Genomic DNA, 25,852 nt, shown 5'->3' with positions numbered 1-25,852 from the left:
TTACTGATCATATCGACGAATGATGAACGGATAATCGTTTCCCTCGACCGCATCATAATGTGTTTCGGAAGTAATCTGAAATGAAGATGGGATTTCGGGATAATGTACATCTCCAGAAAGAACCGTATCAATTTCAGTGACATACAGGCGGCGAGCAAGAGGAAGCGTTTGAGCAAACAACTCTCCACCACCAATCAAAAAGACTTCTTCTTCTGAATCGACGTATGGTTGTAAAGCAGATAGATCATGCCATACCGTTACACCTTCGGCTGCAAACGTCTGATCGCGCGTAATGACGATGTTCTCTCGACCGGGCAACGGTCGTCCGATGGATTCGAACGTCTTTCGTCCCATGATGATCGGTTTGCCAATCGTCGTACGTTTGAAGTGAGCTAAATCAGCTGGAAGGTGCCAAGGCATCGCATTGTCACGACCGATGACATGATTTTTTGTATACGCTACGATATGTGTGATCATACGGCTACCACACCTTTAATGTGCGGATCAGGATCATAGCCTTCAATGATGATGTCTTCGAAGCGGAAGTCTTCGATACGATCGACTGTTCGAGCGAAGCGCAGCGTCGGTAATTTTTTCGGGGTACGCGTCAACTGAAGATTAACTTGTTCAATATGATTTGAATAGATATGAGCGTCACCGAGCGTATGAACGAAGTCACCAACCTCAAGTCCACACACATGAGCAATCATATGTGTCAGTAACGCATAAGATGCAATATTAAATGGTACGCCTAGGAAAACATCAGCTGAACGTTGATACAATTGGCATGATAGTTTTCCGTCAGCGACATAAAATTGGAACAAGAGATGACAAGGTGGTAACGCCATCTCATCAACTTGTCCAGGATTCCAAGCACTGACGATCAAACGACGAGAATCCGGATTCGTTTTGATCTGTTCAATGACTTGTGCCAGCTGATCGACCGTCGTGCCATTTGGACGTGGAAAAGAGCGCCATTGTGCTCCGTAAACAGGACCTAGATCTCCGTTCTCATCTGCCCATTCGTTCCAAATCCGCACACCATTTTCCTGTAGATAACGAATATTCGTATCACCCGAGATGAACCAAATCAACTCATGGATGATCGACTTCATATGTAACTTTTTCGTCGTAATGAGAGGAAAGCCATCTTGAAGGGAGAAGCGCATTTGGTGACCAAACACGCTGAGTGTTCCCGTTCCCGTCCGGTCTTCCTTTTTTGTTCCGTGTTCCAAAATGTGTTCGCAAAGTGCATGATATTGTTCCATCGGATGACATCTCCTTTTCGAAAAATCCAAATTTCATTGTACCATAAATTAAGATTTTGAGGATGTCGGTAAGTGTCTTGCGAATAGATAACGAAATAAGCCAAAGAGCGGAATCACGTCTTGCCACTCTAATGATTGTGCATTCCGAACACGAATGCGCCGGAGCAGATAGACTTGCAGAATGTAGAATAATAACAAATCGACGGTCATCGTTCGAACGAATTGATTGGTCTCAAAGTAGATGCGGAATATACTCCAATCAGATCGAGCAAGAGCAATCCAAAGCAATAATGTCGTCACGACGCTAAGTAAGGCGACGACGGTAGGAATCCACCCGCGACGACGAAAAGGAAGAAACGTTTTCCTTGGAATAGCGAGGGCGACATAAGGCATCAACACGAAGGCACCTAAGAAGAACGATCCAATACTTGCGACGAGCGGTCCGGGGCGCATGAATCGTTTCTCATCTAGAAATAGTAAAAAGAAAGCGAACGGATAAATACCGAGTAAAGCAAATAAACTTAACGCGGATGTATCAAATTGACTTTGGTCGAAACGTAAAAACGAAATCAAGAAACCTTCTGGAAAGACACGATTATTTCCAAATAATAAGATGAAGACAATAGCAATCGCCCAGACAAGGAAGAGCAAATATCGACGATACATTTGTCCACACTCCTTTCTCATACCTTCCTTTCCCATCATCTTGGATGTAGTAAACACTTGTATTTCATATTTCATGATATCAAATATGTTAAGGTTCTTGCTTGAGCACCTCTCATGGACATGTTAAGATGACGTTGTGATAATTGAAAGCGCTTTTACAAATTGATGCAATCGTTTGCTCAATATGTAGCACGTTACGTACATAAAAGAGGAGAGTGTTGAGGATGGAACGTAAATGGTGGCATGATAGTGTCGTTTATCAAATTTACCCACGTAGTTATAATGATTCGAATGGGGATGGAATCGGTGACTTGAACGGAATCATCGAAAAGTTGGATTATTTGAAGACACTTGGTATCGACGTCATTTGGCTAAGTCCTGTCTATGATTCACCGAATGACGATAATGGCTATGATATTCGTGATTATGAAGCCATCATGAAGGAATTCGGGACGATGGATGATTTTGATCGTCTTCTAGATGAGGCACATGCACGAGATATCAAAATCGTCATGGACCTCGTCATCAATCATTCGTCAGATGAACATCAGTGGTTCGCGGAGTCGCGTCAAAGCAAGGACAATCCATATCGGGATTATTATATGTGGCGCCCGGCAAATCCAGACGGTTCGCTACCAAACAACTGGGGATCGATTTTCTCTGGACCTGCCTGGGAATATGATGAAACAACGAATGAGTATTACTTACACTTATTCTCGAAGAAGCAGCCTGACTTGAACTGGGAAAATGAGCAGATGCGTCACGATGTGTACGGGATGATTCGTCGTTGGTTGGATCGAGGGATTGATGGTTTCCGAATGGATGTCATCAACTTGATTTCGAAGACACCCGGCTTACCAGATGCGACGGTCCATCCAGGAGCACTGTATGGAGATGGTGGAGAACATTATATCAATGGACCACGTGTCCATGAGTTTTTACACGAGATGAACGAAGCTTCCTTCGGTAAATACGATGTCCTGACAGTCGGTGAGATGCCAGGAGCGACGACGGATGATGCCATTCTTTACACGGATCCGGCACGTAAAGAGGTCAACATGGTCTTTACGTTCGAACATATGGATCTCGATTCAGGTCCGAATGGGAAATGGGACGTCATTCCGTTTGATTTACTTAAACTCAAGCAAAACTTCACAAAATGGCAGACGGCCTTACATGAGACGGGTTGGAACTCGCTCTATTGGAACAACCACGATCAACCCCGCGTCGTCAGTCGATTCGGAAATGACACGACGTACCGCGTCGAGTCAGCTAAAATGCTTGCTACATTGTTGCATTTGTTAAAAGGGACGCCATATATCTATCAAGGCGAGGAAATCGGCATGACGAACGTCGCTTTTGAAGACATCGCGGACTATGAAGATATCGAAATTCGGAACATGTGGAAAGAACGTACGGAACAAGGGGCATCACCGGCTGAACTACTACGTTCCATCCATATCAAAGGACGCGACAATGCGCGGACACCGATGCAGTGGGATGCGTCGGAGAACGCTGGTTTCTCAACGGGAACACCATGGTTGAAGGTCAATCCGAACTATCCGGAAATCAACGTCGAACAGGCGCTTGCAGATGAGCAATCCATCTTTTATTACTATCAACAGTTGATTCGTCTACGACATGACCATGAGCTCGTCGTCTATGGTCGCTATGAACTCTTACTCGAAGATCATCCAGAAGTATACGCCTACTCACGAACGCTTGAAGGGGAGACATGGTATGTCTACTGTTCGTTTGCGGATCATGATGTGAATATTCCGTCTACGCATGATACGTCAGACCGCGTCATCGGAAACTATGATGGGGCCGTTGTTACCGACGAACTCACACTTCGACCTTATGAGGCCATCGTCTTCCGTACGTTTGAAGGTTGATTCATCTAGGCATAAAACAGAGGGCTGACTCAAAAAAAGAATGACGCGTCTTTTCACGCCCCTTTCTCAGGCGAGACACCAAGACCCGCTTTCCTGCTTCATTCAAGCAGGAAAGCGGGTCTTGTTTGTCTTTGAAGCGCATAAATGCGCTGTTCCTATAGAAGTTGCGTGTGACGCGTCATTTTTTTACAAGGAAAGGGTGGCAGAATGATGATCTGCCACCTTTTCCTTATAAATTATCGCTCCAATTGAGCGACTTGTTTAACCTGAGCGATGATCGTATCACGATCAGTCGTTGACGGATTGAGGCGGATGCCATACAGTCTTTCGGGCCCCACTGGCTTCTCATGCAATAACTGACCTTCGATGCACAAAGGTTCTTGACCCTCGATCAATGAGAACTCAACAACGATTTTCATTGATTTGAGGAGTGGAAGTTTTAGTTCTGTGCTGATTGCTAGTCCGTTCGGTGAGATATTATGAATTTTCATCAGTCCATTAGGAGTACGCTGATCATTTTTCAATAAATGAAATTCACCTGTTATTGGTTTTTTCAGCGTATATCGAAAGGGTTCATTCCGTTTGATTTTCATGTAGGCACCTCCAATCCCATTATCCGACAATTTCGTCAAGTCTTCTAGTTTTTTTTGGTCATGCAGCAGCGTCTGTCGATTGTTTCGTCGGATGGATACGTTTTGCTAAATACATGAATGGTGTCGCGAACCAAGCGACAACGAATTTCGCGAGATACGTCGTAATGAAGATTTGCCACCAGATGGAGAAGGGCATATCGTGAAAGGCAATCGCACAAAACGTCAACGTATCAAGCAATTGACTTAATACAGTTGACCCTGTCGTCCGTAACCAAAGCTTACGTTCGCCTGTCTTCTGACGGATTTTTGAATAAATAAAGACATCGAATAGTTGCGAGACAAGATAAGCGGCAAGACTACCGACAGCAATCCATGGTAAAAGTCCAAACAATAAATGCAAGGAATCGGATGTTTCGAGTGCAGCCTTATCAGCAAGTGGTGTATATAAGAGACTGAACTGCATGAGAACGGTCGTCGTGATCAGGGAGAAGAACCCCATATAGACGCCTTTACGAGCGACCTGTTTTCCGTATTTTTCATTGAGGATATCTGTCGCTAGATAACAACTGCCATACACGACGTTCCCTAACGTAAAGACGAAACCGAAAATATCAACGGTTTGTGTAACTTGGATGTTTGCAATGATTGTTGCGATGGCAATCCACATCAACAATCCTGTCTTACCAAATAAATAATAACTGAAAATCAATAATCCCATCGTTAAAAAAATGGAAGGGATCCATAACCATTCGTTCATGAGATGTACTCCTTTCTGTTCATACAGATGAAAATTGTACGCTGAAATTCATCAACTGTCAAAGGTGATGAAGAGATGAGGGGCATTAAAAAAAGACCATAAGTTTCATGGTCTTTCGGACGGTCTTTAGCCCATTCGTTGCAGAGAGTACCGACGACGTCTTCCTTTGACGTAATAGTTCTCTGTCGACGTAAAATCATTCGCTTCCAAAATGCGTTTTGCAAACGAAGCGTGTGGAGATTGTTCAAGGACACGCGCGCGTACTTCGTGACGATCTAGTACCCCGGAATACGTCAATGCTTCAGCAACTGCTTGAGTAGCTAGACCCCGACGCGTATAGGGATCAAACACCATGAAGTCGAGTTGGAAGTAGTGACCCATTTTTAAGAGCAGAACCCGCCCCACGATCGTATCTGCTTCAACGATATCAAAGTAATAATCTTCAGGATAACTGTGCTCGACGGAATCAAAAGCCCGCTCTTCTCCAAGCTCATGGTCATACCCTTTGATTTCTTGCGGAGTCAGTCCATATGCTTGCTCGCCATACTTCAAGAAATGATCATACTCAGCTTGATCGACATGACGTAATGTTCGACGTCTCAATTCCATCACAAAATCCTCCCTCATCCCAATTGATGCTTCGTTTACATTATAGCGATACCCTCCGTGCAATTGCAAAAATTAACTGGAATCGATCCGCAGGAAGAAATCTAAAAAAAGTCATTCTGTAATCATCTTGTGATTGTTTTAATTACCTCGGAATATGGTAAAGTAATGATGTAGACAACTGCATACTGGAAGGGGCTGGAAAACGTGTTCACAGAACGTGACGGAATCAAATTGCGTCTAGAGCAAATCGAACGATTGTATTCGGACTTGAATCGTGAAGCGAAACAATTGACGGAACGCTTACGCCAATTAGATGAACAAGGGGATGAAGTTCAACATGATCTTTCCCTTAATAAAGAAGACCGCGATCATTTGAAGTCAAGCATTGATGAGACGCTTCAGGCACTCATGAAGCGGACGACGGTCGATGCAAAAGTCGAACAGGAAAAGCAAGAAGACCTGATTTCGAAAAAAGCATTGATTGAAGATATCGAAGGATTATTGAAGAAAAAGAAATGAGCTAGCTCCGGCTAGCTTATTTTTTTGTGGAGGAACACATTATGAAACCAACCATTGGACTGACGACATGTCTTCGTCCGACTGACGACGTGCATCATCGTGTGAAGCAGTTGTTAGCGGATGAGACGATACATTTTATCTACGTCGTGCGTCAGAAAAAAAGCATAGAACACTTGCAACAGGAGACAGGATTACCGGTGCTTGTCGTCGATAAACAACGGCTTGATTTATATCCATTAGGCGAGACGACATCGTTCTTTTTCCATCCTTCGAGTGCGGTGTTTCGCATCAAACAAATTGATGCAGGTGGAGGCGACCCTCTCATTGCGATCGGACGCTTATCGGAAGGGATGCGTGTGCTTGACTGCACACTTGGTCTTGGAGCAGATGCCATCGTCATGAGTCATGCCATCGGAGAGCGGGGGCGGATCATCGGGTTAGAAAGTCGGGTTGAGACAGCATTTGTCGTCAAGAACGGATTAAAACGGTGGGAAGAATCCTACGAACCGATCAATCAAGCGATGCGACGAATTGAAGTGAGAGTCAAACACCATCTCGCCTATTTGAAAGAATGTCCGGATAATTCCTTTGATGTCATCTACTTTGATCCTATGTTCGAACAGACCGTCGAAGAATCGACGCATCTCGACGCTTTACGAACGCTTGCGAATTATGAAGCCTTATCCGAGGAAGCGATGGTGGAGGCGAAGCGTGTGGCACGTCAGCGCATCGTTTTAAAAGCACATTATGAAAGTCCCTTGTTTGAACGGTTTGGGTTCGAACGAACAAAGCGGAAGACGTCGAAGTTGCATTATGGCGTAATTGAATTGTAAGTCAAAAAAAGACCTCTGCCGATGTTTCGGCAGAGGTCTTTTTTGTAATTCGCTGATTATTGAACTGCGTCTTTTAATTCGTCTTCCATCTCTTCAAACGTTTCCTGAACGGCATTGACCGGTTGTTTCGTCATCAAGCTGACAACGACCGTAAAGATCAAGCTTGTGAAGAATCCAGGTACCATTTCATAAAGCGTCGTACTGAGTCCGAGTTGAACCCAGATGATGACAGTCAAGGCACCTGAGATAATACCAGCTAGTGCGCCTTGTTTCGTCATCCGTTTCCAGTAAAGAGAAAGCAAGATGATTGGACCAAAGGCAGAACCGAATCCAGCCCATGCATAACCGACAAGTGCAAGAATCGTCGCTGATGGGTTCCACGCGAGAATACTTGCGATGACGGCAACGACAAGAACGGCAATTCGACCTGTCAGGACGAGTTCTTTATCCGATGCGTCTTTTTTCAAGAACGTCTTATAAAAATCTTCTGTCAACGCACTCGAAGTAACGAGCAATTGTGATGAAATCGTCGACATGATCGCTGCAAGAATCGCAGCCATCAAGAATCCTGTGATATACGGGTGGAATAGGACATCCGAGAAACGGATGAAGACTGTTTCCGGATCACCGAGTCCATTGCCTTGTCCTTCGAAATAAGCGATCCCGACAAGACCAGTCATCATCGCACCGATGATAGAGACGAACATCCAACCGATCCCGATGCGACGGGCACTTTTTAAATCTTTAACAGAACGAATCGCCATAAAGCGGACGATGATATGGGGTTGACCGAAGTAACCAAGTCCCCAAGCTAGGAAACCGATGATTCCAAGAATCGTTGTTCCTTTAAGTGGATCAAACAACGAAGGGTCTAATTTTTCAGCGTAATTGTAGGCACCATCGATTCCACCAACGTCTGTCAATGCGACGATTGGTACGAGAACGAGTGCGATGAACATGATACAGCCCTGGACGAAATCGGTCCAACTAACTGCGAGAAAACCGCCGAAAAGTGTGTAGGCGATTACGACCGCAATCGTCAAGAGCATACCATAGTGGTAATCAAATCCAAATGAGCTGACGAACAATTTTCCGCCAGATACGATTCCAGCTGATGTGTAGAACGTGAAGAAAATGATGATAACGAGTGCCGATACGGTACGAAGCACGCGTGATTTGTCTTCAAAGCGATTCTCTAAGAAATCAGGGATCGTAATTGAGTCGTTTGCCATTTCCGTATAGAGACGGAAACGTGGTGCGAGTACGATATAGTTTACGTAACATCCAATCAATAAACCGAGTGCGAGCCAAAGGGCTGATACACCTGTTGCATACATGGCGCCGGGAAGTCCCATGAGCATCCATCCACTCATATCCGATGCACCAGCAGAGAGTGCTGTGACACCTGGACCGAGATCGCGTCCGCCTAACATGTAATCTTCTGTATTCGTCGTTCGCTTGTAGGCAAAATAACCGATTGCCAACATGAGAACAAGATACAGGATGATCGAAATCCATTCTTGCGTCATAAAGTTAAATCCTCCAAATGCAATAGTTTTTTCAGCGATCAAGCATGTATTGACTTGTTCGCCAAATGATATGTTCCCCACCTTACAGGGGATAAAACGACTTTGCAAGTCACTTCATTTTCATGAAAAGTGCCGCCACGCCTAGTGCCTTAAGGGGTCGGGACGGTTTTAGTCCCTGTTAAAGTTCTACTACTCGAAATGTTCTGAATAATTTAATAAAACATAAATGATCCTAATAAATTAGGATCATTTATGTGATGTTAATTGGTCCAAAACCGTTGGTATGCGGCGCTTAAACGGTCTAATGCCTGATCTAATTGTGCACGAGGACACCCGATATTTAAACGTTCAAATGTTTCTCCACCAGATCCGAACGAAGAACCGTGCGTTAGAGCGATTTTTGCCTCCTTGACGAGCCAATCTGCTCGTGTTTTACTATCTAGTTCGAGTGCTTTGAAGTTGATCCACAACAGGAAAGTTGCTTCTGGAATGACAACGTCTAATTTTGGCATCTCTTGGCGAATCCGACGGATGGCATGGTCACGATTTCCTTCTAAATACACAAGTAATTGTGACAGCCATTGCTCACTCATAGCATCACCATACGCTGCTGAAATCGCAGTCGAAGCCAATGCATTCGGGTGAACGAAATGACGTTGTTGGACACGTTCGATCTGTTGACGAATCGAGATGTCAGGTACGATTAGATAAGACGCATAGAGACCCGGAATATTGAACGTTTTGGATGGTGCACTCACTAAAATGAGTTTTTCATAATCCAAACCGAGAATGGGCGTGTGCACGGAACCTGTATAGACGAGGTCCGCATGAATCTCATCGGATACAAGATAAACATCATGTTGCTTCGCGAGTTCGACGATTTGTTGTAATTCTTCTCTCGGATAGACTTTACCGCTTGGATTATGCGGGCTACAAAGAATCATCATACGTGCTGTTCGCATTTGTCGTTCGAGAAGTGAAAAGTCAGTCTGGTACGTCTCACCGTCTAAAAGAAGCGGATTTTCAATGAGTTGTCGTTGATTAGACTGAATGATTTGATGAAATGGAGGATAGACAGGTGTCTGGATGATGATTTCATCACTCGGTTCCGTCAGTGCGAGGACCGTATGTGCAAGTCCTGGAACAACACCACTTGAGTAGAGAATGGAATCAGTAGTGATTGTGACGTCATATCGCTTTTGAAACCATTGTTGAATTGCTCGTTTGGCTTCGTCTTCAAACATCGAGTAACCGAAATGACCTGTAGCAGCACGTCTAGTCAATCGTTCTGTCAAATGGTGGGGTGGACGGACGTCCATGTCGGCGACCCACATTGGAATCAGCTCATCTGATCCATATAGCGAAGGGAGCCCGTCCCACTTGACGGATCCTGTATTTCGTTTCTCGATCGTTTCATCAAAATTGATTTGTTCCATCAGACTTCACTCCTGTTCTTCAATAGTTGAATGACTCCATTTCACCATAGCGGATAGAGAGAGAGTGGGGCAAGTCGAAAAAATAAAGGTTTAACATTTATATGATCAGGCAATTACTAAACTCGAACCTACCATAATGAAACGGAGTGATGATCATGTTGCATTCTAAAGTAGTCGTCGGGCGATCGCCTGAGGAATTAGAGGAGAGACTAAATGAATTTTTTGAAAATAATGGGGTCGGATCAAACGCCATCATTACATTAAAATTTTCAACATTTGTTGCGTCTAAAGCGGATGAACATTATTCAGTTTTAGTCGTCTATGATAACTCGCTAACGAAAACTACACTGTAAATTAGTGACAAGAAGTTGAGCTGAAAAGCATCGACTTCTTGTTTTGTCTTTTTCTATAAGTTATACTAGAATTAGGTTTTACAAGCTTCCGTAGGTTAATGGCAGACCTCAGCAATGGTAATGCTGCAGTGCGAGTTCGATTCTCGCCGGAAGCATAGACACGTCTTCCGTCTCAAGTGATATATACTTGAAACGGAAGACTTTTTTCATGAGTTCGATATTTTTGATTTGAGGAGTGACCTCTATGCATCCAGTCATTCATTCTGTTGGTGATAAGATCAAGCAAGAACGAAAAAAACAAGGAATGACACAAAAAGCACTTTGTGAAGGAATTTGTAGTCAGGCTGAAATCAGTAAAATCGAAAATGGTCGAAATTCCCCAACGATTGATTTGTTACAGCTGATTTGTCGAAGATTACGCATCCCGATTTCATTGTTTTTTGAAGATGAAATCGTATCACAAAAGTTAAATGAGATAGACCAACGAATGATTCGGCATTTGCGTGAAAAAACGTATTCAGATATGGCAAAAGACTTAGCAAAATATGAGAACGTTAATAATGCGGTTGAAACTCAAATTTTAATTCGCTACCACCAAGAATTACTAGACTATGAAAGAGGAAATATTGATTTTCGGACATGTATCGCCTCCTTATTACAAGTTGTCAGACAGGAACAGGTCAAAGACAAATCCTTTCTTCTTTATACACGAATTCAGATGGTGATTGCTGTTCTGTATACGAACCACGAAGAATATAGTCGTGCCCATCAAATTTATAAGGAACTATTAGGCTTACCTTATCAAACAAGAGAATATAAAAAAATTCGAATGAAGATCATGTATAATTTCATACGTAATTTAGTAGAGTTTGAACGATTCGAAGAAGGGCTGCAGGAAGTTGAAAAGGTCATCGAAGAGACAAAACAATTGCAGGATTTAACGTATCTTGGACAGTTTTATTTTCAAAAAGGAATTTTATTAGAGGCGTTAAAAGGATCTGAATCAGAAACAAAGGAAGCGTATACGACCGCTTATTCTTTTTTCATTGCTACTCAGAGTCACTCTTATCTAAAAATCCTTGAAACCTATTTTTCTGAACACCTCTTATTTCCGATTAATGAAAGTGAGTGAATAAACGATGGAGATGAATACTTTAACTTCATCGATTGGTACAAAAATCAAACAATTTCGTATCGAAAAGCAAATGACTCAAAAAGAACTATGTGTTGATTTATGTAGTCAAGCTGAAATTAGTAAAATTGAAAACGGGTTAAATTCTCCGACTGTGGAATTATTAAAACAACTTGCTGTAAGGTTGCAAGTTCCCATCTCTTTGTTGTTTCAAGAACATACCGATGAGGAAAAGTTCTTTCAACTAGATCGCTTCTTATCCGATTTGCTTCGAGAAGAGAAATACAAAGAGGCGTTAGAGCGAATTCACCAGCAAGAAAAGGATAGCATCGTCGAAATCGACATTTTAAAAAGCTACATCAAGACGATCATTGAATTAAAGCAAAATCGAATCGATTTTCGGGCAGCAGCAAGCCTACTCAGCAACTTGTTGATTGAAAAAGAAGTCTGGTCTCAGTCCATTCAATTGTACATTCGAATCAAAATGGCAATTGCGAATATGTATTCAGAGCAGGATTTATTTCATTTAACGGAATCCGTGTATCAGGAATTAGAAAATGAAATCGAAGTTCTTCAGTCCAATACCCATCTAAATGCGCTATTGAAAATTTACTTCAATCATTGTCAGATCCTTGAGTACCAAGGGAAGTCTGAGGAAAGTATCGTCATCGCCAAAAAAGGATATGAGTTATGCTTGTTGCATAATCATACATTTCTATTCGGTCATTTTTATTATCAACTCGCTCACTATGATGAATACTTAGGTGAGGATGAGAAGTCACTCCAAAAACAATATTCAGTCGCCTATGCACTATTTCATGCATTTGAGCACGACGTTCGAAAGAAAATGATTCTTCGCATGAAGGAGTCGTATATGTTGTTCACTTTTGAGAATTAATAAAAAGGATACGTAACCTTCTTGGTAAACAAGAAGGTTTTTTCATGAAAAGTGCAACTCGTTTATTTTAAAGAGGTGATGAGATGAAGGACGAACATCCAATTGGTAAAAAACTAAAATTTTTTCGACAATTGAAGGGTTTATCGCAAAAAGATCTGAGTGCAGGGATTTGTAGTCAAGCTGAAATTAGTAAGATTGAGAACGGGAAGACGATGCCGACTGTGGAATTATTACAACAACTCGCAACAGTACTTCGTGTTCCTGTATCAGAATTATTAAAGAGCGATTCTGAACATCAATTGGAGCAGGTAAATATCCTTGATCAAAAACTTAGTACCTTACTACGCGAAAATGCTTTCGATGAATGTTTTCATGAAATGAAAAAAATCTCAGTAAGTGAATCTTCTGATGAAATAAGACGATTAATGACCTACTATGAAATTGTGATTGCATATCGAAAAAAACAAGTTGATTATCGAACGACCTCCGTTTTATTTACGCGATGGATGGATCAAGAGGATTTATGGGTGAAAGATCCGGTGCTTTACTTTCGAATCAAGATGGCATTATCCATTTTATATGCGGAATGCGGACAGTACCAACAAGCAGAAAAAATATATGATGAAGTATTACGCATTACTACAGAAATCAGCGGTCTAAAGAGTGAACGACTAAAGATTCTTTATAACTATGCAAAATTATTATATAAAATGGATCAGCCTCAAAAGGGTCTTCGTATCATCGAGGAAGGCATACAGCTCAGTCGACAATTGAGACAGACTTCCTACTTAGCACACTTGTATTATCAACGTGGCGAGTTTCATGAACGGATGGATACGAATTTTATGCAGATGAAACATGATTATACGATGGCGTATGAATTATTCTCTGCTTTTCAGATGAAACAATACGCTACTATCGTTCTAAAAACGAAAGGTTCATATTTACAATCTGTACTGGACTAAGATCATGACTAAAAAATACAAGAAAGGAGGAGGAAAGGTTGCGTATCGAGTCATTTGGTAAACAGATAAAACAACTACGAATCGAGAAAAATTTAACACAAAAAGAATTGGCAAAGGATGTATGTAGTCAAGCGGAATTAAGTAAGATTGAAAATGGAAAAATAATGCCAACAATCGATCTTGTTCAACGTTTGTCTCAAAAGTTACATATTTCAATGGGACAAATCTTCATCGATTCAAATGAAGTAAAGCTATTTCATGACTATGACGTACAACTGTCGGACTTTTCTAGGCAACGTCGTTATGATGAAATGCTAGAATTTATGAAACGTTTACCACCTAGTCTTCCTCCTTCCGTTCAATTATTGATTCATTATTTTGAATGGGTCGCTCGCGAAGGTAAAAAAGATATTGATTACCGGACATGTATCTCCCAATTGCTTCGCTTATCGGATGAACACCAAATGGAAATAGAGTATCCTGTTCTTTATTTACGTATTCGAATGTCGGTTGCGAACTATTATTACTTGAACGGTCAATATCCATATGCGCGAAAAATCTATGAAGGATTATTATCGTATGATTATTCGACATATGCACTTAAAAAATTACAGTGTAAAATCATATATAATCATGCGCAACAGTTGTATTTTCAAAATGACTTTAAAACAGGATTACAGGTTACTGAACAAGGAATTCGTTTATCCGTCGAACGAAAAGATACAGCGATGTTAGGACATTTCTTTTATCAAAGAGGATGTTTCTATGAAGAATTGAATTATCCAAAGTGTGATATCCATGATGCGTTTACTCATGCCTATTCACTTTTTACTGCCTTCGGCAATGAGAATCATGCCGCGTTAGTCTTAAAAGGTAAAAAACAATTTCTCCACTTTCAAATGTGAGGACGGAAGTGAAAGAAAGGATGATATAATGGATCACTTACCCGTCTCGATTGGTTATGAAATCAAGCGGCTTCGAAAAGAAAAAAAGATTACACAAGCAGAATTGTGTGAGGGCATTTGTAGCCAAGCTGAAATCAGTAAAATCGAAAATGGTAAAAATTCACCCACCATCGATTTGCTACAACAAGTCGCAAAACGATTAAAGGTACCATTGTCGATGTTGTTTCAAGATCATTTACGAAGTGATGTTTTTCAAACGTATGACGAGCAATTAGCAGAACTATTGCGGACTAATCAATACGTTGATGCTTTAAAGATGATCGAACATGTTCTTTCAACGGTTGATTTTGAGGAAGTTCGTGATTTAGTAGCATATTATCAAGTCATCGTTCAGGAAAAAAGTGGTCAACTTCACTACCTAAAAGCCATTCAATCGCTCGGACGATTACTCAAAAAAGAACACCTTTGGTTTGAATCAGCTACTCTGTATGTAAGAATTCAGATGGCGATAGCAAATTTGTATGTTGAACACGGTGACTTCGATTTAGCGGAGGGGATCTTCCAGACATTGATTCATTCGAATTATCCATCCGTTGAATTGAAAAAAGTTCGCATCAAGATTTTATATAATTATGGACAACAATTATTAATGCAAAAAAAATACCTTGCCGGTCTAAAAATCACCGAACAAGGTATTCAAGAGAGTCTTCAAATAGAAGATGCTCATTTCTTAGGTCACTTTTATTATCAGCGAGGATATTTCACTCAACAACTAAATGGAGATCTTTCAGCTATCCAACGTGATTTTACGATGGCCTATTCCGTATTTCGTGCATTTGATATGCCACTTCATGAAAAACTGCTTCTGGAAGAACATGCAGAGTACGTTCTCTTCCCAACTTAGAACGAACGACCGAATTGTCGGCATTCTTGAAGTGCTTGTTCGATTAATTCAGAGGCACGTTTCGGATATTGCTGATGTCCCTCGAGAATGACAGTCGATACATCCTCAATGCCGAAAAACGCCAATAGATCGAGCATGTAGCGAACAGCGTGTTCACTCGGTGCTTTCTCTTTCGTCGAGTAATCACCACCGCGTGAATGAATCAACAGGACTTGTTTGTCTTCAACAAGTCCAATCGAACCTTCGGCCGTATAACGAAATGTTTGACCAGCTTGAGCAAGGTAATCCATATAATTGTGCAGCGGTGCCGGAACCGTCAAGTTCCACATCGGAAATGAGAAGACGACCTTATCGGCATCTAAGAAACCGTTTAAATACTCCTGAAGTCGCTGTGCATGTGTCGCATCCTCTCCAGTTAATTCCTCGCCTTTAAAGAGGCGACCTGCCGCGCTCGCCAGTTTCAAATCGAAGAAGGGAAGACGTTCTTCAAATAAATTTAAAACCGTAACTGTATCATCCGGATGTGTTTCACGATACGCGTTCAAAAAGGCATCGTTCAATTCAGAGCTAATGCCTTTTTTTTGATGTGTGCTATCGTTCGCTTCAATGAATAGTAAATGTGACATAATCATTACTCCTTTCTATACCTCTCTATTCCCATTCTACTTAAAATCATGACTTCCCAATATTTTATTATTTTTAGAAAATTCAGGTTTTATTTCGGTTCTGATAAGGAAAATAAACGACAGGAACTAGAAAGAGGGGATGGCGGTGAATACACAGCGACGTTCTTCCAATAGTCTGCAATATCATCGAGAGATTCGAGCAAATTATCAATTGTTCGGGATGATAATTTTTGTATTGACGAGTTGTGGTGCCGTTTTATATATCGTTGCCAACGTATTTAGTCGTTCTGGTCTGAACGGGGAGGATTGGACACGTGCACTTGTCATTGCAAGTGCTGGAATCGTGCAATATTTCATCGGTAAAAGTTCGTTGTCAGATCGTTTAAAACCTCATATGATGTCGAGCATTTTTTTATTGATTCCTTATATTTATTATCCATTCATCGATCGGGGAGTCCAGACGGTTTGGGCATGTGCCCTTCTTTTCATTTTAGCGTCCTTAGTCGTCATCAACCGGACGATGCTACTGTATGCAACAAGCATCACGACGGTTTCTCTTCTTTATATTTGGTATCAAACCCCGTCACTTGAAAATACTTCGATGTTTGCATCCGATCACATCGCGCGCATCGGACTCATCTTGATTGCGACGATCATTAGTTTACTGATTCATAATCAATATGTTACTCGTCTTGAACGCAATATTGACTACTTAGCCCGTCTACAGGAACAAGCATTTACGGATCCCGTGACAGGTTTGTCGAACCGTTCTTCTTTTGTCATTGAAGTGGATAAGAAAAAGCGAGAAGGCGATATGATTTGTCTGGTTGATCTGGATGATTTTAAAACCGTCAATGATGCTTTTGGTTACCGGACAGGTGATCGCACTTTGCACATCATTGGTCGTCGATTGATGAATCGCTTTCCGGATTGTACGATTGCGAAAGCAAGCGGAAGTGCCTTTTTACTGCATGCACCAAGCCATTACGACGCACGAAGCCTTTGTGACGATATTTTATCGAGTGTATCAGAACGCGTCCAAATCGACTTTAAACAGATTAACGTCACTGCAAGTATTGGTGTTTCCTATATGAATGACGAAACGACGGACCATGTCATCAATGATGCGGAGATTGCCTTGTTCACTGCTAAATCCAATCGTAAAAATACGTATGCGATTACAGATTTGGCGACACAAAATGAACGAAAACGGGCGCTTCAGTTAACACGCGACTTATACGATGCAGAGTTGGATCGCGACTTTTTTATTTTATTTCAACCTCAAGTCAATGCAAAAACGCGTCAAATTACAGGAGTCGAAGCATTGATTCGTTGGAATCATCCGGAATATGGTCTTGTTCCGCCAATTGAGTTCATTCCACTTGCGGAAAGGACACGTTTCATTGAGACTCTCGGAGGTTGGGTCATGCGTCAAGCCTGTTTCCAAGGAAAAGCATGGTTGGAAGAGGGGAAGGAACCTTTAACGATTTCCGTGAATGTCTCGCCGTGGGAACTGCGCCAACCCGATTTTACGGAGCGTGTATTAGCAATCTTAAAACAGTCAGGCTTTCCTCCATCATTACTCGAAATCGAAATGACAGAACACATCTTCATCGAAGGAACTGAGCAAATCATCGAGACATTAAATGCACTCCATTTATACGGGATTCGGATTGCGCTCGATGACTTCGGAACGGGATTTTCATCGATGCAATCGTTAGTGGAGTTACCGTTCGATCAATTGAAGATTCCAAAAGAAATCGTTCAAGAAGCCATTCATTCAGAGAAAAAACGAGCGATGATCGAGACGATCATTCAGTTAGGAAAGCGATTAGATATGACAATCGTAGCTGAAGGGATTGAATTAGAAGAAGAGGCGACATTGCTCGAGCGATTGGGATGTCATACGTTGCAAGGATATCTCTTCCATCGCCCGTTACAACCAAGACAATTAGAACACTTTTTAACGATGTATCGAGAAGGCTGACGATATGATATATCAAAGAAAGAAAGTAAACAGGCGATGGACATGGTCCATCGCCTGTTCGTATAGCTATTTATCAATGAATCACAGATACCGCGCAAAACGACGTTCGAGAACCTCTTGAATGACTGCGATACAAGAACAGATTCCCCAGTAGATGAACGCAACAACAAAATAAACGGTCATATAATCGAATTCGCGCCCACCGACGATTTTTGCTTTTTGAAAAATCTCAGGAACTGTAATCATAGCAGCAAGCGATGAAGCTTTGACCAGATCAAGCAAGACGTTTGAGAGTGGTGGGATGGCAATCCGGATCGCTTGTGGCAAAATGATGCCAACAAACGTCCGATACCTGGATAAACCGAGTGACGCTGCCGCCTCTTCTTGCCCACGATCAATCGATAATAAGGAAGAACGAATGATCTCTGCCATGTACGCAGCACTATTCAAACTAAAACCGGTGATTGCTGCTGTTAACGCGTCAAGTTGAATATTGATGACCGGCAGTCCGAAATACAACATGAACAGCAACACGAGAATCGGAACACCACGCATGAACGAGATATAAGCGCTAGCCCCGATGCGTAAAAGTCGAAGGTGAGACAGACGGCAAAGGGCAAGGATTAACCCGATTCCGAGACCAATGGCCATGCTGAGCAAGGAAATCCATAGCGTCTGTCCCAGTCCACTCAAAATATAAGGAAACGATTCGACCGCCAATTCCGGATTGAAGACGGACCGCCAATCAATCGAAGACATCGTCAGTTCACATCGACGATCGTCGTTTTGACGTCAGGCATTTGGGAGACATCTTTTCCAGCATAGAATTGCTTCGAAATTTCCTTTAATGTGCCGTCTTCCTTCATTTTATCGAGTTGTTCGTTAATGTTGGATTGAAGTTCCTTGTTATCTAAATCCATGATTAAACCAACCTGACTTGGATTATAAGCGATATCAGGATGAATCGTAATATCGAAGTCTTTGAAGAAATCGACAGCGAGTGTTTGCAAGTAGTAATCATTCAAGATGACGTCTGTTCGACCATTTGAGACATCTCGTAGATATTGATCGTTCGTCGCGTTATCGTACGTGACTTCTTTTGCACCATATTTTTTAGCAATCTGCATATACGTCGTTGTGGCTTCTCCGGCAGCTTTTTTTCCTTTTAGATCTTCGAGAGACTTGATGCCTGACAAATCACTTTTACGAACGATTGCCGTACCATACGTATATTTATATGGTTTTGAGAACGCGAATTTTTCTTTACGATCATCGGTGATCGTAATGTCGTTGGCGGCAAGATCGACTTGACCTGTATTGACGCTTGTCAACATACCGTCAAATGACATCTCTTTGAATTTCACTTTCAAATCAAGACGTTTTGCTACTTCTTTGACGACTTCAACGTCGAATCCAGTCAACTTATTGTTTTTCTCTTCATGATAAGATGTCGGATAAAGTGTACCAGCCGTAGCGACGACAATCGTTCCTTCTTTTTGAATCTTGTCATATGCGGTTGCCTTCTCCTCTTGCTGACCACATGCGCTTAATAAGATCGAGCTTCCTGCGATCAAGAGACCCGTAAATTGCATTGTTTTTTTCATCGTATTATTCCTCTCTTTATTTCCATGATCAATAACTCTTTTCATAGTTAAAAATACCACGGAATCATATGTTCGGGCAAAGTAATACGCGCACAAAGTGTAGAATTCAACCAAAAAAAATATTGAATGAATATCCAAGTTTGTGTAAGCGTTATCAATGTTGATATATGGTAATTCTATCTCTAGAGGTTGAACAAAATGGTGATTATGCATAGTAGCGAATAAACATAAAAGGGTGTAAAGTATAATTTAACTGAATATACAGAAAATTAAGAAGGCAAGGAGAGTGCTACTATGACATTTCATCAATACCCTGAACAGCAGGGATTATACGACCCTCGTATGGAACATGATGCGTGCGGGATCGGGGTTTACGCACATCAAACAGGACGAGCGAGTCATGAAATCGTTGAACATGCATTGGCCATGCTTTGTCAAATGGAACACCGTGGTGGACAAGGAAGCGATGCGAAGACGGGAGACGGGGCGGGTATTTTAACGCAATTACCAGATCGTTTGTTTCGTGAAACGGTTCGTCACATTTCCTTTCCTAAAAAAGGGGATTATGGCGTTTTCATGATGTTCTTACCACGTGAGGAACGAGAACGGGTGCGACTCGAACGAACGTTAGAGTCAATCATTTTGACGGAAGGACAAGACGTCTTAGGATGGCGTACCGTACCCGTCCAGTCCGAAGTGCTTGGGTCGGGTGCCCGCCGCACTGAGCCAGTCATTCGTCAATGTTTCATTGGTGCAAAGGCGATGGAAGGATTGACATTTGAACGAACACTCTTTTTGATTCGTCGCGCATTTGAACGTGAATCGGAGCAACTCGGTCTTGAACAATACGTCCTGAGTAGCTCGAGTGAAACAATCGTTTATAAGGGACTCGTGACGACGGATCAATTGCGTGCGTACTTCGATGACTTACAAGACGAGCGCTATCAGTCTGGATTTGGTATCGTGCATTCGCGTTTTAGTACGAATACGTTCCCAAGTTGGAAACGTGCCCATCCGAACCGTTATTTGATTCACAACGGCGAAATCAATACGTTGCAAGGAAATATTCGGGCGATGCGCGGTCGAGAACGTCGACTTGCTGAGACGACATATGGTAATCGGGCAGAGGAAGTGTTACCGATTCTAGATGAGACAGGTAGCGACTCGTCGATGCTTGATAATGCGTTTGAGTTTCTTCATCTGTCCGGACTCTCACTCGCTGAGACAGCACTGATGCTCGTACCGGAACCATTCGAACATGCTGAGATCAGACCAGCGAAGCGCGCGTATTATGAGTACCACAGTAGCATGATGGAGCCATGGGATGGTCCGTCTGCAATCGTCTTTACGAACGGAAAACAGATCGGTGCGACGCTTGACCGAAACGGTTTACGTCCAGCGCGATATGTATTGTTACGCGATGGTCACTTCATGTTGTCGTCAGAAGCAGGAGTACTCCCTCTTCGTGAACAAGACATCCTGTACAAAAAACGATTAGCACCGGGTGAACTGCTTTTACTCGACTTTGCGTCCGGTCAGTTGATCGCAGACGAAGAGATTAAACGGGAGCTAGCGACACGTCATCCCTACGCGGAGTGGCTCGCGCAAGAAGTCGTTTCCCTTTCAAGTAACGACTTCAAGGAAACACTCGTTGAACTTGGAACGAAACAACGACACTTCGGATATACGCGTGAAGATATCGATCAATACTTGATCCCGCTCGTCGAAGAACAAAAGGATCCGTTAGGTGCGATGGGGACGGATATACCGCTAGCGGTCTTAAGTGAACGCCCTCAATCCTTGTTCCGATATTTCAAGCAACTGTTCGCACAAGTCACGAATCCACCAATTGACGCGTTACGCGAAGAGATCGTCACCTCGACGCTGACATGGCTTGGTCGACAAGGGGAACTGCTGACGCCGAACCGCGCGAACTGTCGTCGTGTTCGCTTAGAGACCCCGATTCTGCGACCAGACGAAGCCCATGCGCTTAAACAAAGTGGACTTAAGCAAAAAACGATTTCGACGACGTTCACCGACTCGCTTGCAGAAGCGCTCGACATGATCGTTGATGAGGCTGTGACCGCTGCACGAAACGGGTATGAATTATTGACATTATCGGATCGTCTCGTACGCCCCGGCACATTGCCGATGCCAATCCTCTTAGTGACGAGTGCGATTCATCATGCGCTGATCCGCAAGGGATTACGTACAAATCTCAGCTTGATCGTTGAAGGTGGAGAGATTCGTGAAGTCCACCATGTCGCGACGTTGCTCGGATATGGTGCGGATGCGATTTATCCGTACCTGGCATATGCGACGCTTGAAGAAGCGATAGGGGATCGTTTTACGGATGTAGACAAACGTTACCAAAAAGCAGTCACGGAAGGCGTCGTCAAAGTCATGTCGAAGATGGGCATTTCGACGGTCTTCAGCTACCGTGGTGCGCAAATCTTTGAAGCAGTCGGAATCGATCGCTCCGTCATCGACCAGCATTTCACTGGTACGGTCTCTCAATTGAGCGGGATGACGCTTGAACTGATGGAAGAAGAAGTCCGACGAGCACAACAGGTTGCAGATGAACGGATTTATTTAGAGTCCGGTAGTGTCTTCCGGTACCGTCAAGCAGGAGAACATCATGCCTTTAACCCAGCAACGATTCATTTGTTGCAACACGCATGCCGTACGAATGATTACCGGCTTTATCAAAAGTACGCTCAACGCATTCAGGAGGAACCGGCAACGGTGCTACGACATCTGTTGACGTTCAAGGAGACGAAGGCGATCCCAATTGAAGAAGTTGAGCCTGTCAGCGAAATCGTCAAATACTTCAAGACGGGTGCGATGTCATACGGCTCGTTATCAAAAGAAGCGCACGAGACGCTTGCGATCGCAATGAACCGCTTAGGCGGAAAGAGTAATAGTGGTGAAGGCGGTGAAGAGGAGGAACGATACGAACGGGATGAAAATGGTGACTTCCGGATGAGCCGAATCAAGCAGATCGCCTCTGGTCGTTTTGGGGTGACAAGTCATTACCTCGTTCACGCGGACGAATTACAAATCAAGGTGGCACAAGGTGCGAAGCCCGGAGAAGGTGGTCAATTGCCTGGTGAAAAAGTCTATCCGTGGATCGCACGGGTGCGTGCATCGACACCGGGTGTTGGATTGATTTCCCCACCACCACATCACGATATCTATTCGATTGAAGATTTGGCCCAGTTAATTCATGACTTAAAACGTGCCAATGATCAAGCCCGGATTAGCGTCAAACTTGTCGCAAAAGGTGGCGTTGGGACGATCGCGGCTGGAGTTGCGAAGGGGCTTGCGGACGTCATTGTCATCAGTGGTCATGACGGCGGCACGGGTGCCTCGCCGAAGACGAGTATTCAACATGCCGGACTGCCATGGGAGCTTGGTCTTGCTGAGACGCACCAAACGTTGACATTAAACGGGTTGCGCGAGCGTGTCGTCCTTGAAACCGACGGAAAGCTATTGACTGGTCGCGACGTCATCCTCGCCGCGATGCTCGGAGCGAATGAGTATGGGTTTGCGACAGCTCCGCTCATCGCCGTCGGATGTATCATGATGCGTGCTTGTCATCTCGATACGTGTCCTGTTGGTGTCGCGACGCAAGATCCAGAGCTCCGTAAGAAATTCACGGGATCTGCCGATGACGTCGTCCATTTCATGACGTTCATCGCAGAGGAAGTACGAGAACATTTAGCGAAGCTCGGTGTTAGCCGACTACAAGATCTCGTAGGGCGGACGGACCTACTCGAACCATCGGAGCGACAACGGACGCATTGGAAGGCGAAGAGTCTTGATTTTTCGCGTCTCCTCGTTCACGTGACACACGGTCCGGCTGAACAACAACAGCATCATGTCGAGCGTTCCTTTGACGCGCGTGAAATCTCGCCGTATTTGGAGGCGGCAGATTTCAGTCAGCCTCAGACACTACGTTTAACGATTCAAAATACAGACCGTGCGATCGGAACGCAGACCGGTGCCATGCTAACAAGACGGTTTGGGGCCCTTGGTCTGCCAACGGATCGATTGAAACTCGAACTGAATGGATCTGCCGGACAAAGTTTAGGTGCGTATTTACCACGCGGAGTAACGCTTGATGTCACGGGAGAAGCGAATGATTACGTCGGGAAAGGATTGTCCGGAGGTATCATCGCCGTTCATCCTCCACGTTCGATTTCGTTCGTCTCGTCCGATCAGTCGATCATTGGTAACGTCGCACTTTACGGGGCGACGAGTGGAGAACTCTATGTCAACGGTCAGGCAGGTGAGCGATTTGCGGTTCGAAACAGTGGAGCAGTCGCTGTCGTCGAAGGAATCGGTAACCATGGACTCGAGTATATGACCGGTGGATCCGTCGTCGTCCTTGGCGATGTCGGAAAAAACTTTGCTGCCGGTATGTCAGGTGGTGTCGCCTATGTCTTGCCGCGTAATCCTGAACAATTTTTACAACGTGTCAACCGCGAACTCGTTTCGACGGGACCTGTCACGCATGTCGAAGAGATTGCGCGACTGAAGACGTTCATCGAACGTCACGTCGCACGGACCGGAAGTGAGCAGGGAGATGCGATTCTAGCGAACTGGGATCATGTCATTCATTCGTTCATCCGCGTCATTCCTTCGACGTATGAGAAAGTGACAACGTTGATGGCTGATTTCGCTAAACAAGGACACAACACCGAAGAAGCGATGTTGCTCGCATTTGAGACACATCTAGGGCGCAGAACAGGAGGGGTACGATGAAACGACGCGATCAATTCATGACAGTTGCTCGTTCGGGTGGAACGGAACGACATCCAAGCGAACGAGTGGGTGATTTTAAGGAATATAAGACGGCTTTGACGGAAGCAGAAGCGAGTCAACAAGCAAGTCGATGTATGGATTGTGGCACCCCGTTTTGCCATGTAGGGGAAGTATTTGATCAAGTGAAGATTGGTTGTCCAGTCTATAACTTGATTCCAGAATGGAACTTGCTCGTAGAAGAAGGACGTTTTCAAGAGGCACTCGATCGCCTTCTTGAGACGAACAATTTCCCGGAATTCACGGGTCGCGTCTGCCCGGCGCCATGTGAAGGGTCGTGTACGTTGTCGATTCATGAACCTGCGGTCGCAATCAAAGATATCGAACGGACGATCATCGACATTGGCTTTGAAAAAGGATGGGTCGTGCCCCGAATTCCAGCAATACGATCAACACGTTCGATTGCCATCGTTGGATCTGGTCCTGCCGGTCTTGCGGCTGCCGATCAGCTGAATCAAGCCGGTCACCAAGTGACGGTCTACGAGCGGGAAGATCGGATTGGCGGATTACTCACGTACGGTATACCAGCCATGAAACTTGATAAAGAGGTCGTACAGCGCCGTGTTGATTTGCTTGAAGCAGAAGGGATCCACTTCCGGACGAACGTCACGATCGGTGCAGATATCACTCTCGAGACACTTGAAGCGGAGTATGACGCCGTCATCTTATGTGTCGGCGCGACGGAACCACGCAAATTAACGGATGCGCCAACGCGTGGAGTTGGTTATGCGATGGATTATTTGACAGGGGTGACACGTCACGTGCTCTCGCAAGAACCGTTGTCTGCTGATCATGACGCAAAAGATAAAGATATTCTCGTCATCGGTGGAGGCGACACCGGAGCGGACTGTGTGGCAACAGCACTCCGTCAACGTTGTCGCTCCGTCGTCCAATTCGGTAAACATGAACAACCGGGTACGACGCGTGCAGCAGGAAACATGTGGCCGGATACACCGTCACTCTACTCCATCGATTATGGGTACGCAGAAGCGTTTCAACAATTCGGTCGGGATCCTCGTGAATACTTGATCGCGATCAAGCGTTTCACAACAAGTGAATCGGGTCAAGTCACCGGTGTCTGGACGATTCAGACGACGAAAACAAAAAATGAATCGGGTACAGTGATCTTTGAGGAGATCGAAGGGAGCGATCGTTACTTCCCAGTCGATCAAGTCTGGATTGCCATTGGATTCAGTGGTGTCGAAGAGAACGTACTCGAACATTTAGCAGTCGCCTCGGAACGAGGGAAAATCAAGACGACGCGTTACGCAACGAACCGACCAGGCGTATTTGCCGCAGGTGACGCAAGACGTGGTCAATCACTGATCGTCTGGGCGATTCGCGAAGGTCGTGAAGTAGCGGAAGCCGTCGGACAATATTTAAAAGCAATGCAACAAACAGGCTAAATCACATCGTCTGGATTTTCTGGCAACATCGGAAATCCAGGCTTTTTTGTGTTTGGCAAAGAAATCTGTCAGTTCAAAAATAACTATTGATTTTGTTTCAAGGTGAAACACCGAAAATATTTCTGCTATTCTTATAAAATGAA

General features: G+C 43.8%; 22 protein-coding genes and 1 tRNA gene. 12 read left to right on the top strand and 11 right to left on the bottom strand.

What is annotated here, in order from left to right; translation table 11 throughout:
- The 3 genes from KNQ08_RS06275 to KNQ08_RS06265 are packed head-to-tail and all read right to left on the bottom strand — an operon-like array spanning window position 1 to window position 1,934.
- A complete protein-coding gene (locus KNQ08_RS06275) occupies window positions 1-477 on the bottom strand; it encodes a dihydrofolate reductase (RefSeq protein WP_064299692.1) in 477 nt (158 codons plus the stop codon).
- Complete coding sequence (locus tag KNQ08_RS06270; RefSeq protein ID WP_214723526.1) at window positions 474-1,268, bottom strand: thymidylate synthase; 795 nt, start codon at window positions 1,266-1,268, stop codon at window positions 474-476. The genes KNQ08_RS06275 and KNQ08_RS06270 overlap by 4 nt, the downstream gene beginning before the upstream one ends.
- Window positions 1,269-1,316: 48 nt before the next feature.
- Window positions 1,317-1,934: a hypothetical protein gene (locus tag KNQ08_RS06265; RefSeq protein WP_064299693.1), complete on the bottom strand. Its 618-nt coding sequence runs from the start codon at window positions 1,932-1,934 to the stop codon at window positions 1,317-1,319.
- Between the two features lie 224 nt (window positions 1,935-2,158).
- On the opposite strand from KNQ08_RS06265, the gene KNQ08_RS06260 reads away from it, so the two are divergent.
- Window positions 2,159-3,829 (top strand): glycoside hydrolase family 13 protein, encoded by a 1,671-nt coding sequence (locus KNQ08_RS06260; protein ID WP_214805116.1) that lies wholly within the window; start codon window positions 2,159-2,161, stop codon window positions 3,827-3,829.
- Window positions 3,830-4,065: 236 nt separating this feature from the next.
- On the opposite strand, the gene KNQ08_RS06255 is transcribed toward KNQ08_RS06260, so the two are convergent.
- The 3 genes from KNQ08_RS06255 to KNQ08_RS06245 all read right to left on the bottom strand — a co-directional run bounded on the left by KNQ08_RS06255 (window position 4,066) and on the right by KNQ08_RS06245 (window position 5,788).
- Window positions 4,066-4,422, bottom strand: coding sequence for a PilZ domain-containing protein (locus KNQ08_RS06255; RefSeq protein WP_195864839.1), 357 nt, complete (start codon window positions 4,420-4,422; stop codon window positions 4,066-4,068).
- 58 nt (window positions 4,423-4,480) lie between these two features.
- Window positions 4,481-5,179: a queuosine precursor transporter gene (locus tag KNQ08_RS06250; protein ID WP_029341956.1), complete on the bottom strand. Its 699-nt coding sequence runs from the start codon at window positions 5,177-5,179 to the stop codon at window positions 4,481-4,483.
- Window positions 5,180-5,305: 126 nt separating this feature from the next.
- Window positions 5,306-5,788, bottom strand: a complete 483-nt coding sequence (locus tag KNQ08_RS06245; protein WP_064299696.1) for a GNAT family N-acetyltransferase — start codon at window positions 5,786-5,788, stop codon at window positions 5,306-5,308.
- Between the two features lie 204 nt (window positions 5,789-5,992).
- On the opposite strand from KNQ08_RS06245, the gene KNQ08_RS06240 reads away from it, so the two are divergent.
- Window positions 5,993-6,307 carry a hypothetical protein gene (locus KNQ08_RS06240; protein WP_023468579.1) on the top strand — a complete coding sequence of 105 codons (315 nt, stop codon included), beginning with the start codon at window positions 5,993-5,995 and terminating at the stop codon, window positions 6,305-6,307.
- A gap of 41 nt (window positions 6,308-6,348) precedes the next feature.
- Complete coding sequence (locus KNQ08_RS06235; RefSeq protein ID WP_214723522.1) at window positions 6,349-7,140, top strand: class I SAM-dependent methyltransferase; 792 nt, start codon at window positions 6,349-6,351, stop codon at window positions 7,138-7,140.
- Window positions 7,141-7,196: 56 nt separating this feature from the next.
- On the opposite strand, the gene putP is transcribed toward KNQ08_RS06235, so the two are convergent.
- Both putP and KNQ08_RS06225 read right to left on the bottom strand, forming a co-directional pair.
- Window positions 7,197-8,669 (bottom strand): sodium/proline symporter PutP, encoded by a 1,473-nt coding sequence (gene putP, locus KNQ08_RS06230; protein WP_214723520.1) that lies wholly within the window; start codon window positions 8,667-8,669, stop codon window positions 7,197-7,199.
- A gap of 260 nt (window positions 8,670-8,929) precedes the next feature.
- A complete protein-coding gene (locus tag KNQ08_RS06225) occupies window positions 8,930-10,105 on the bottom strand; it encodes a MalY/PatB family protein (protein WP_214805115.1) in 1,176 nt (391 codons plus the stop codon).
- A gap of 437 nt (window positions 10,106-10,542) precedes the next feature.
- On the opposite strand from KNQ08_RS06225, the gene KNQ08_RS06220 reads away from it, so the two are divergent.
- From KNQ08_RS06220 to KNQ08_RS06195, 6 genes are all read left to right on the top strand, one after another.
- A tRNA-Thr gene (locus KNQ08_RS06220) sits at window positions 10,543-10,613 on the top strand.
- A gap of 89 nt (window positions 10,614-10,702) precedes the next feature.
- The gene (locus tag KNQ08_RS06215; RefSeq protein ID WP_214723516.1) at window positions 10,703-11,590 is read left to right on the top strand and encodes a helix-turn-helix domain-containing protein; all 888 of its coding nucleotides are present in this window, start codon (window positions 10,703-10,705) and stop codon (window positions 11,588-11,590) included.
- 13 nt (window positions 11,591-11,603) lie between these two features.
- A complete protein-coding gene (locus KNQ08_RS06210; protein WP_214770602.1) occupies window positions 11,604-12,488 on the top strand; it encodes a helix-turn-helix domain-containing protein in 885 nt (294 codons plus the stop codon).
- 83 nt (window positions 12,489-12,571) lie between these two features.
- Window positions 12,572-13,453, top strand: coding sequence for a helix-turn-helix domain-containing protein (locus KNQ08_RS06205; RefSeq protein WP_214805114.1), 882 nt, complete (start codon window positions 12,572-12,574; stop codon window positions 13,451-13,453).
- Between the two features lie 38 nt (window positions 13,454-13,491).
- On the top strand, window positions 13,492-14,358 hold the full coding sequence (locus KNQ08_RS06200) for a helix-turn-helix domain-containing protein (protein ID WP_214723509.1): 867 nt from the start codon (window positions 13,492-13,494) through the stop codon (window positions 14,356-14,358).
- Window positions 14,359-14,386: 28 nt separating this feature from the next.
- A complete protein-coding gene (locus KNQ08_RS06195; protein WP_214805113.1) occupies window positions 14,387-15,262 on the top strand; it encodes a helix-turn-helix domain-containing protein in 876 nt (291 codons plus the stop codon).
- Here KNQ08_RS06195 and KNQ08_RS06190 read toward each other — a convergent pair.
- On the bottom strand, window positions 15,259-15,888 hold the full coding sequence (locus KNQ08_RS06190) for an FMN-dependent NADH-azoreductase (protein WP_214770599.1): 630 nt from the start codon (window positions 15,886-15,888) through the stop codon (window positions 15,259-15,261). The two genes, KNQ08_RS06195 and KNQ08_RS06190, sit on opposite strands and share 4 nt — an antisense overlap.
- Window positions 15,889-16,033: 145 nt before the next feature.
- Here KNQ08_RS06190 and KNQ08_RS06185 point away from each other — a divergent pair, with 145 nt between their 5' ends.
- Complete coding sequence (locus KNQ08_RS06185) at window positions 16,034-17,875, top strand: putative bifunctional diguanylate cyclase/phosphodiesterase (RefSeq protein ID WP_423784442.1); 1,842 nt, start codon at window positions 16,034-16,036, stop codon at window positions 17,873-17,875.
- Window positions 17,876-17,956: 81 nt separating this feature from the next.
- Here KNQ08_RS06185 and KNQ08_RS06180 read toward each other — a convergent pair whose 3' ends face one another.
- The gene (locus KNQ08_RS06180) at window positions 17,957-18,634 is read right to left on the bottom strand and encodes an amino acid ABC transporter permease (RefSeq protein WP_064299703.1); all 678 of its coding nucleotides are present in this window, start codon (window positions 18,632-18,634) and stop codon (window positions 17,957-17,959) included.
- 2 nt (window positions 18,635-18,636) lie between these two features.
- Window positions 18,637-19,479, bottom strand: coding sequence for a transporter substrate-binding domain-containing protein (locus KNQ08_RS06175; protein ID WP_058705360.1), 843 nt, complete (start codon window positions 19,477-19,479; stop codon window positions 18,637-18,639).
- Window positions 19,480-19,773: 294 nt separating this feature from the next.
- Here KNQ08_RS06175 and gltB point away from each other — a divergent pair, with 294 nt between their 5' ends.
- Window positions 19,774-24,246: a glutamate synthase large subunit gene (gltB, locus tag KNQ08_RS06170; RefSeq protein ID WP_214805111.1), complete on the top strand. Its 4,473-nt coding sequence runs from the start codon at window positions 19,774-19,776 to the stop codon at window positions 24,244-24,246.
- Window positions 24,243-25,709 (top strand): glutamate synthase subunit beta, encoded by a 1,467-nt coding sequence (locus KNQ08_RS06165; protein WP_149427551.1) that lies wholly within the window; start codon window positions 24,243-24,245, stop codon window positions 25,707-25,709. Before gltB ends, KNQ08_RS06165 begins: the two co-directional genes overlap by 4 nt.
- Window positions 25,710-25,852 lie beyond the last annotated feature (143 nt).

The organism is Exiguobacterium sp. s46 (genome assembly GCF_018618875.1).
Classification (GTDB): Bacteria; Bacillota; Bacilli; order Exiguobacteriales; family Exiguobacteriaceae; genus Exiguobacterium_A; species Exiguobacterium_A abrahamii.
Note: the sequence above shows the minus strand (reverse complement) of the source record. Positions and strands in the feature narration are given on the sequence as shown.

Coding starts and splice junctions, on each gene's coding strand:
- KNQ08_RS06190 (WP_214770599.1), bottom strand. CDS start 15,888: ATGTCACATTTACTATTCATTGAAGCGAACGATAGCACACATCAAAAA.
- KNQ08_RS06195 (WP_214805113.1), top strand. CDS start 14,387: ATGGATCACTTACCCGTCTCGATTGGTTATGAAATCAAGCGGCTTCGA.
- KNQ08_RS06260 (WP_214805116.1), top strand. CDS start 2,159: ATGGAACGTAAATGGTGGCATGATAGTGTCGTTTATCAAATTTACCCA.
- putP (WP_214723520.1), bottom strand. CDS start 8,669: ATGACGCAAGAATGGATTTCGATCATCCTGTATCTTGTTCTCATGTTG.
- KNQ08_RS06265 (WP_064299693.1), bottom strand. CDS start 1,934: ATGTATCGTCGATATTTGCTCTTCCTTGTCTGGGCGATTGCTATTGTC.
- KNQ08_RS06165 (WP_149427551.1), top strand. CDS start 24,243: ATGAAACGACGCGATCAATTCATGACAGTTGCTCGTTCGGGTGGAACG.
- KNQ08_RS06270 (WP_214723526.1), bottom strand. CDS start 1,268: ATGGAACAATATCATGCACTTTGCGAACACATTTTGGAACACGGAACA.
- KNQ08_RS06235 (WP_214723522.1), top strand. CDS start 6,349: ATGAAACCAACCATTGGACTGACGACATGTCTTCGTCCGACTGACGAC.
- KNQ08_RS06175 (WP_058705360.1), bottom strand. CDS start 19,479: ATGAAAAAAACAATGCAATTTACGGGTCTCTTGATCGCAGGAAGCTCG.
- KNQ08_RS06275 (WP_064299692.1), bottom strand. CDS start 477: ATGATCACACATATCGTAGCGTATACAAAAAATCATGTCATCGGTCGT.
- KNQ08_RS06245 (WP_064299696.1), bottom strand. CDS start 5,788: ATGGAATTGAGACGTCGAACATTACGTCATGTCGATCAAGCTGAGTAT.
- KNQ08_RS06250 (WP_029341956.1), bottom strand. CDS start 5,179: ATGAACGAATGGTTATGGATCCCTTCCATTTTTTTAACGATGGGATTA.
- KNQ08_RS06180 (WP_064299703.1), bottom strand. CDS start 18,634: ATGTCTTCGATTGATTGGCGGTCCGTCTTCAATCCGGAATTGGCGGTC.
- KNQ08_RS06255 (WP_195864839.1), bottom strand. CDS start 4,422: ATGAAAATCAAACGGAATGAACCCTTTCGATATACGCTGAAAAAACCA.
- KNQ08_RS06205 (WP_214805114.1), top strand. CDS start 12,572: ATGAAGGACGAACATCCAATTGGTAAAAAACTAAAATTTTTTCGACAA.
- KNQ08_RS06210 (WP_214770602.1), top strand. CDS start 11,604: ATGAATACTTTAACTTCATCGATTGGTACAAAAATCAAACAATTTCGT.
- KNQ08_RS06215 (WP_214723516.1), top strand. CDS start 10,703: ATGCATCCAGTCATTCATTCTGTTGGTGATAAGATCAAGCAAGAACGA.
- KNQ08_RS06225 (WP_214805115.1), bottom strand. CDS start 10,105: ATGGAACAAATCAATTTTGATGAAACGATCGAGAAACGAAATACAGGA.
- gltB (WP_214805111.1), top strand. CDS start 19,774: ATGACATTTCATCAATACCCTGAACAGCAGGGATTATACGACCCTCGT.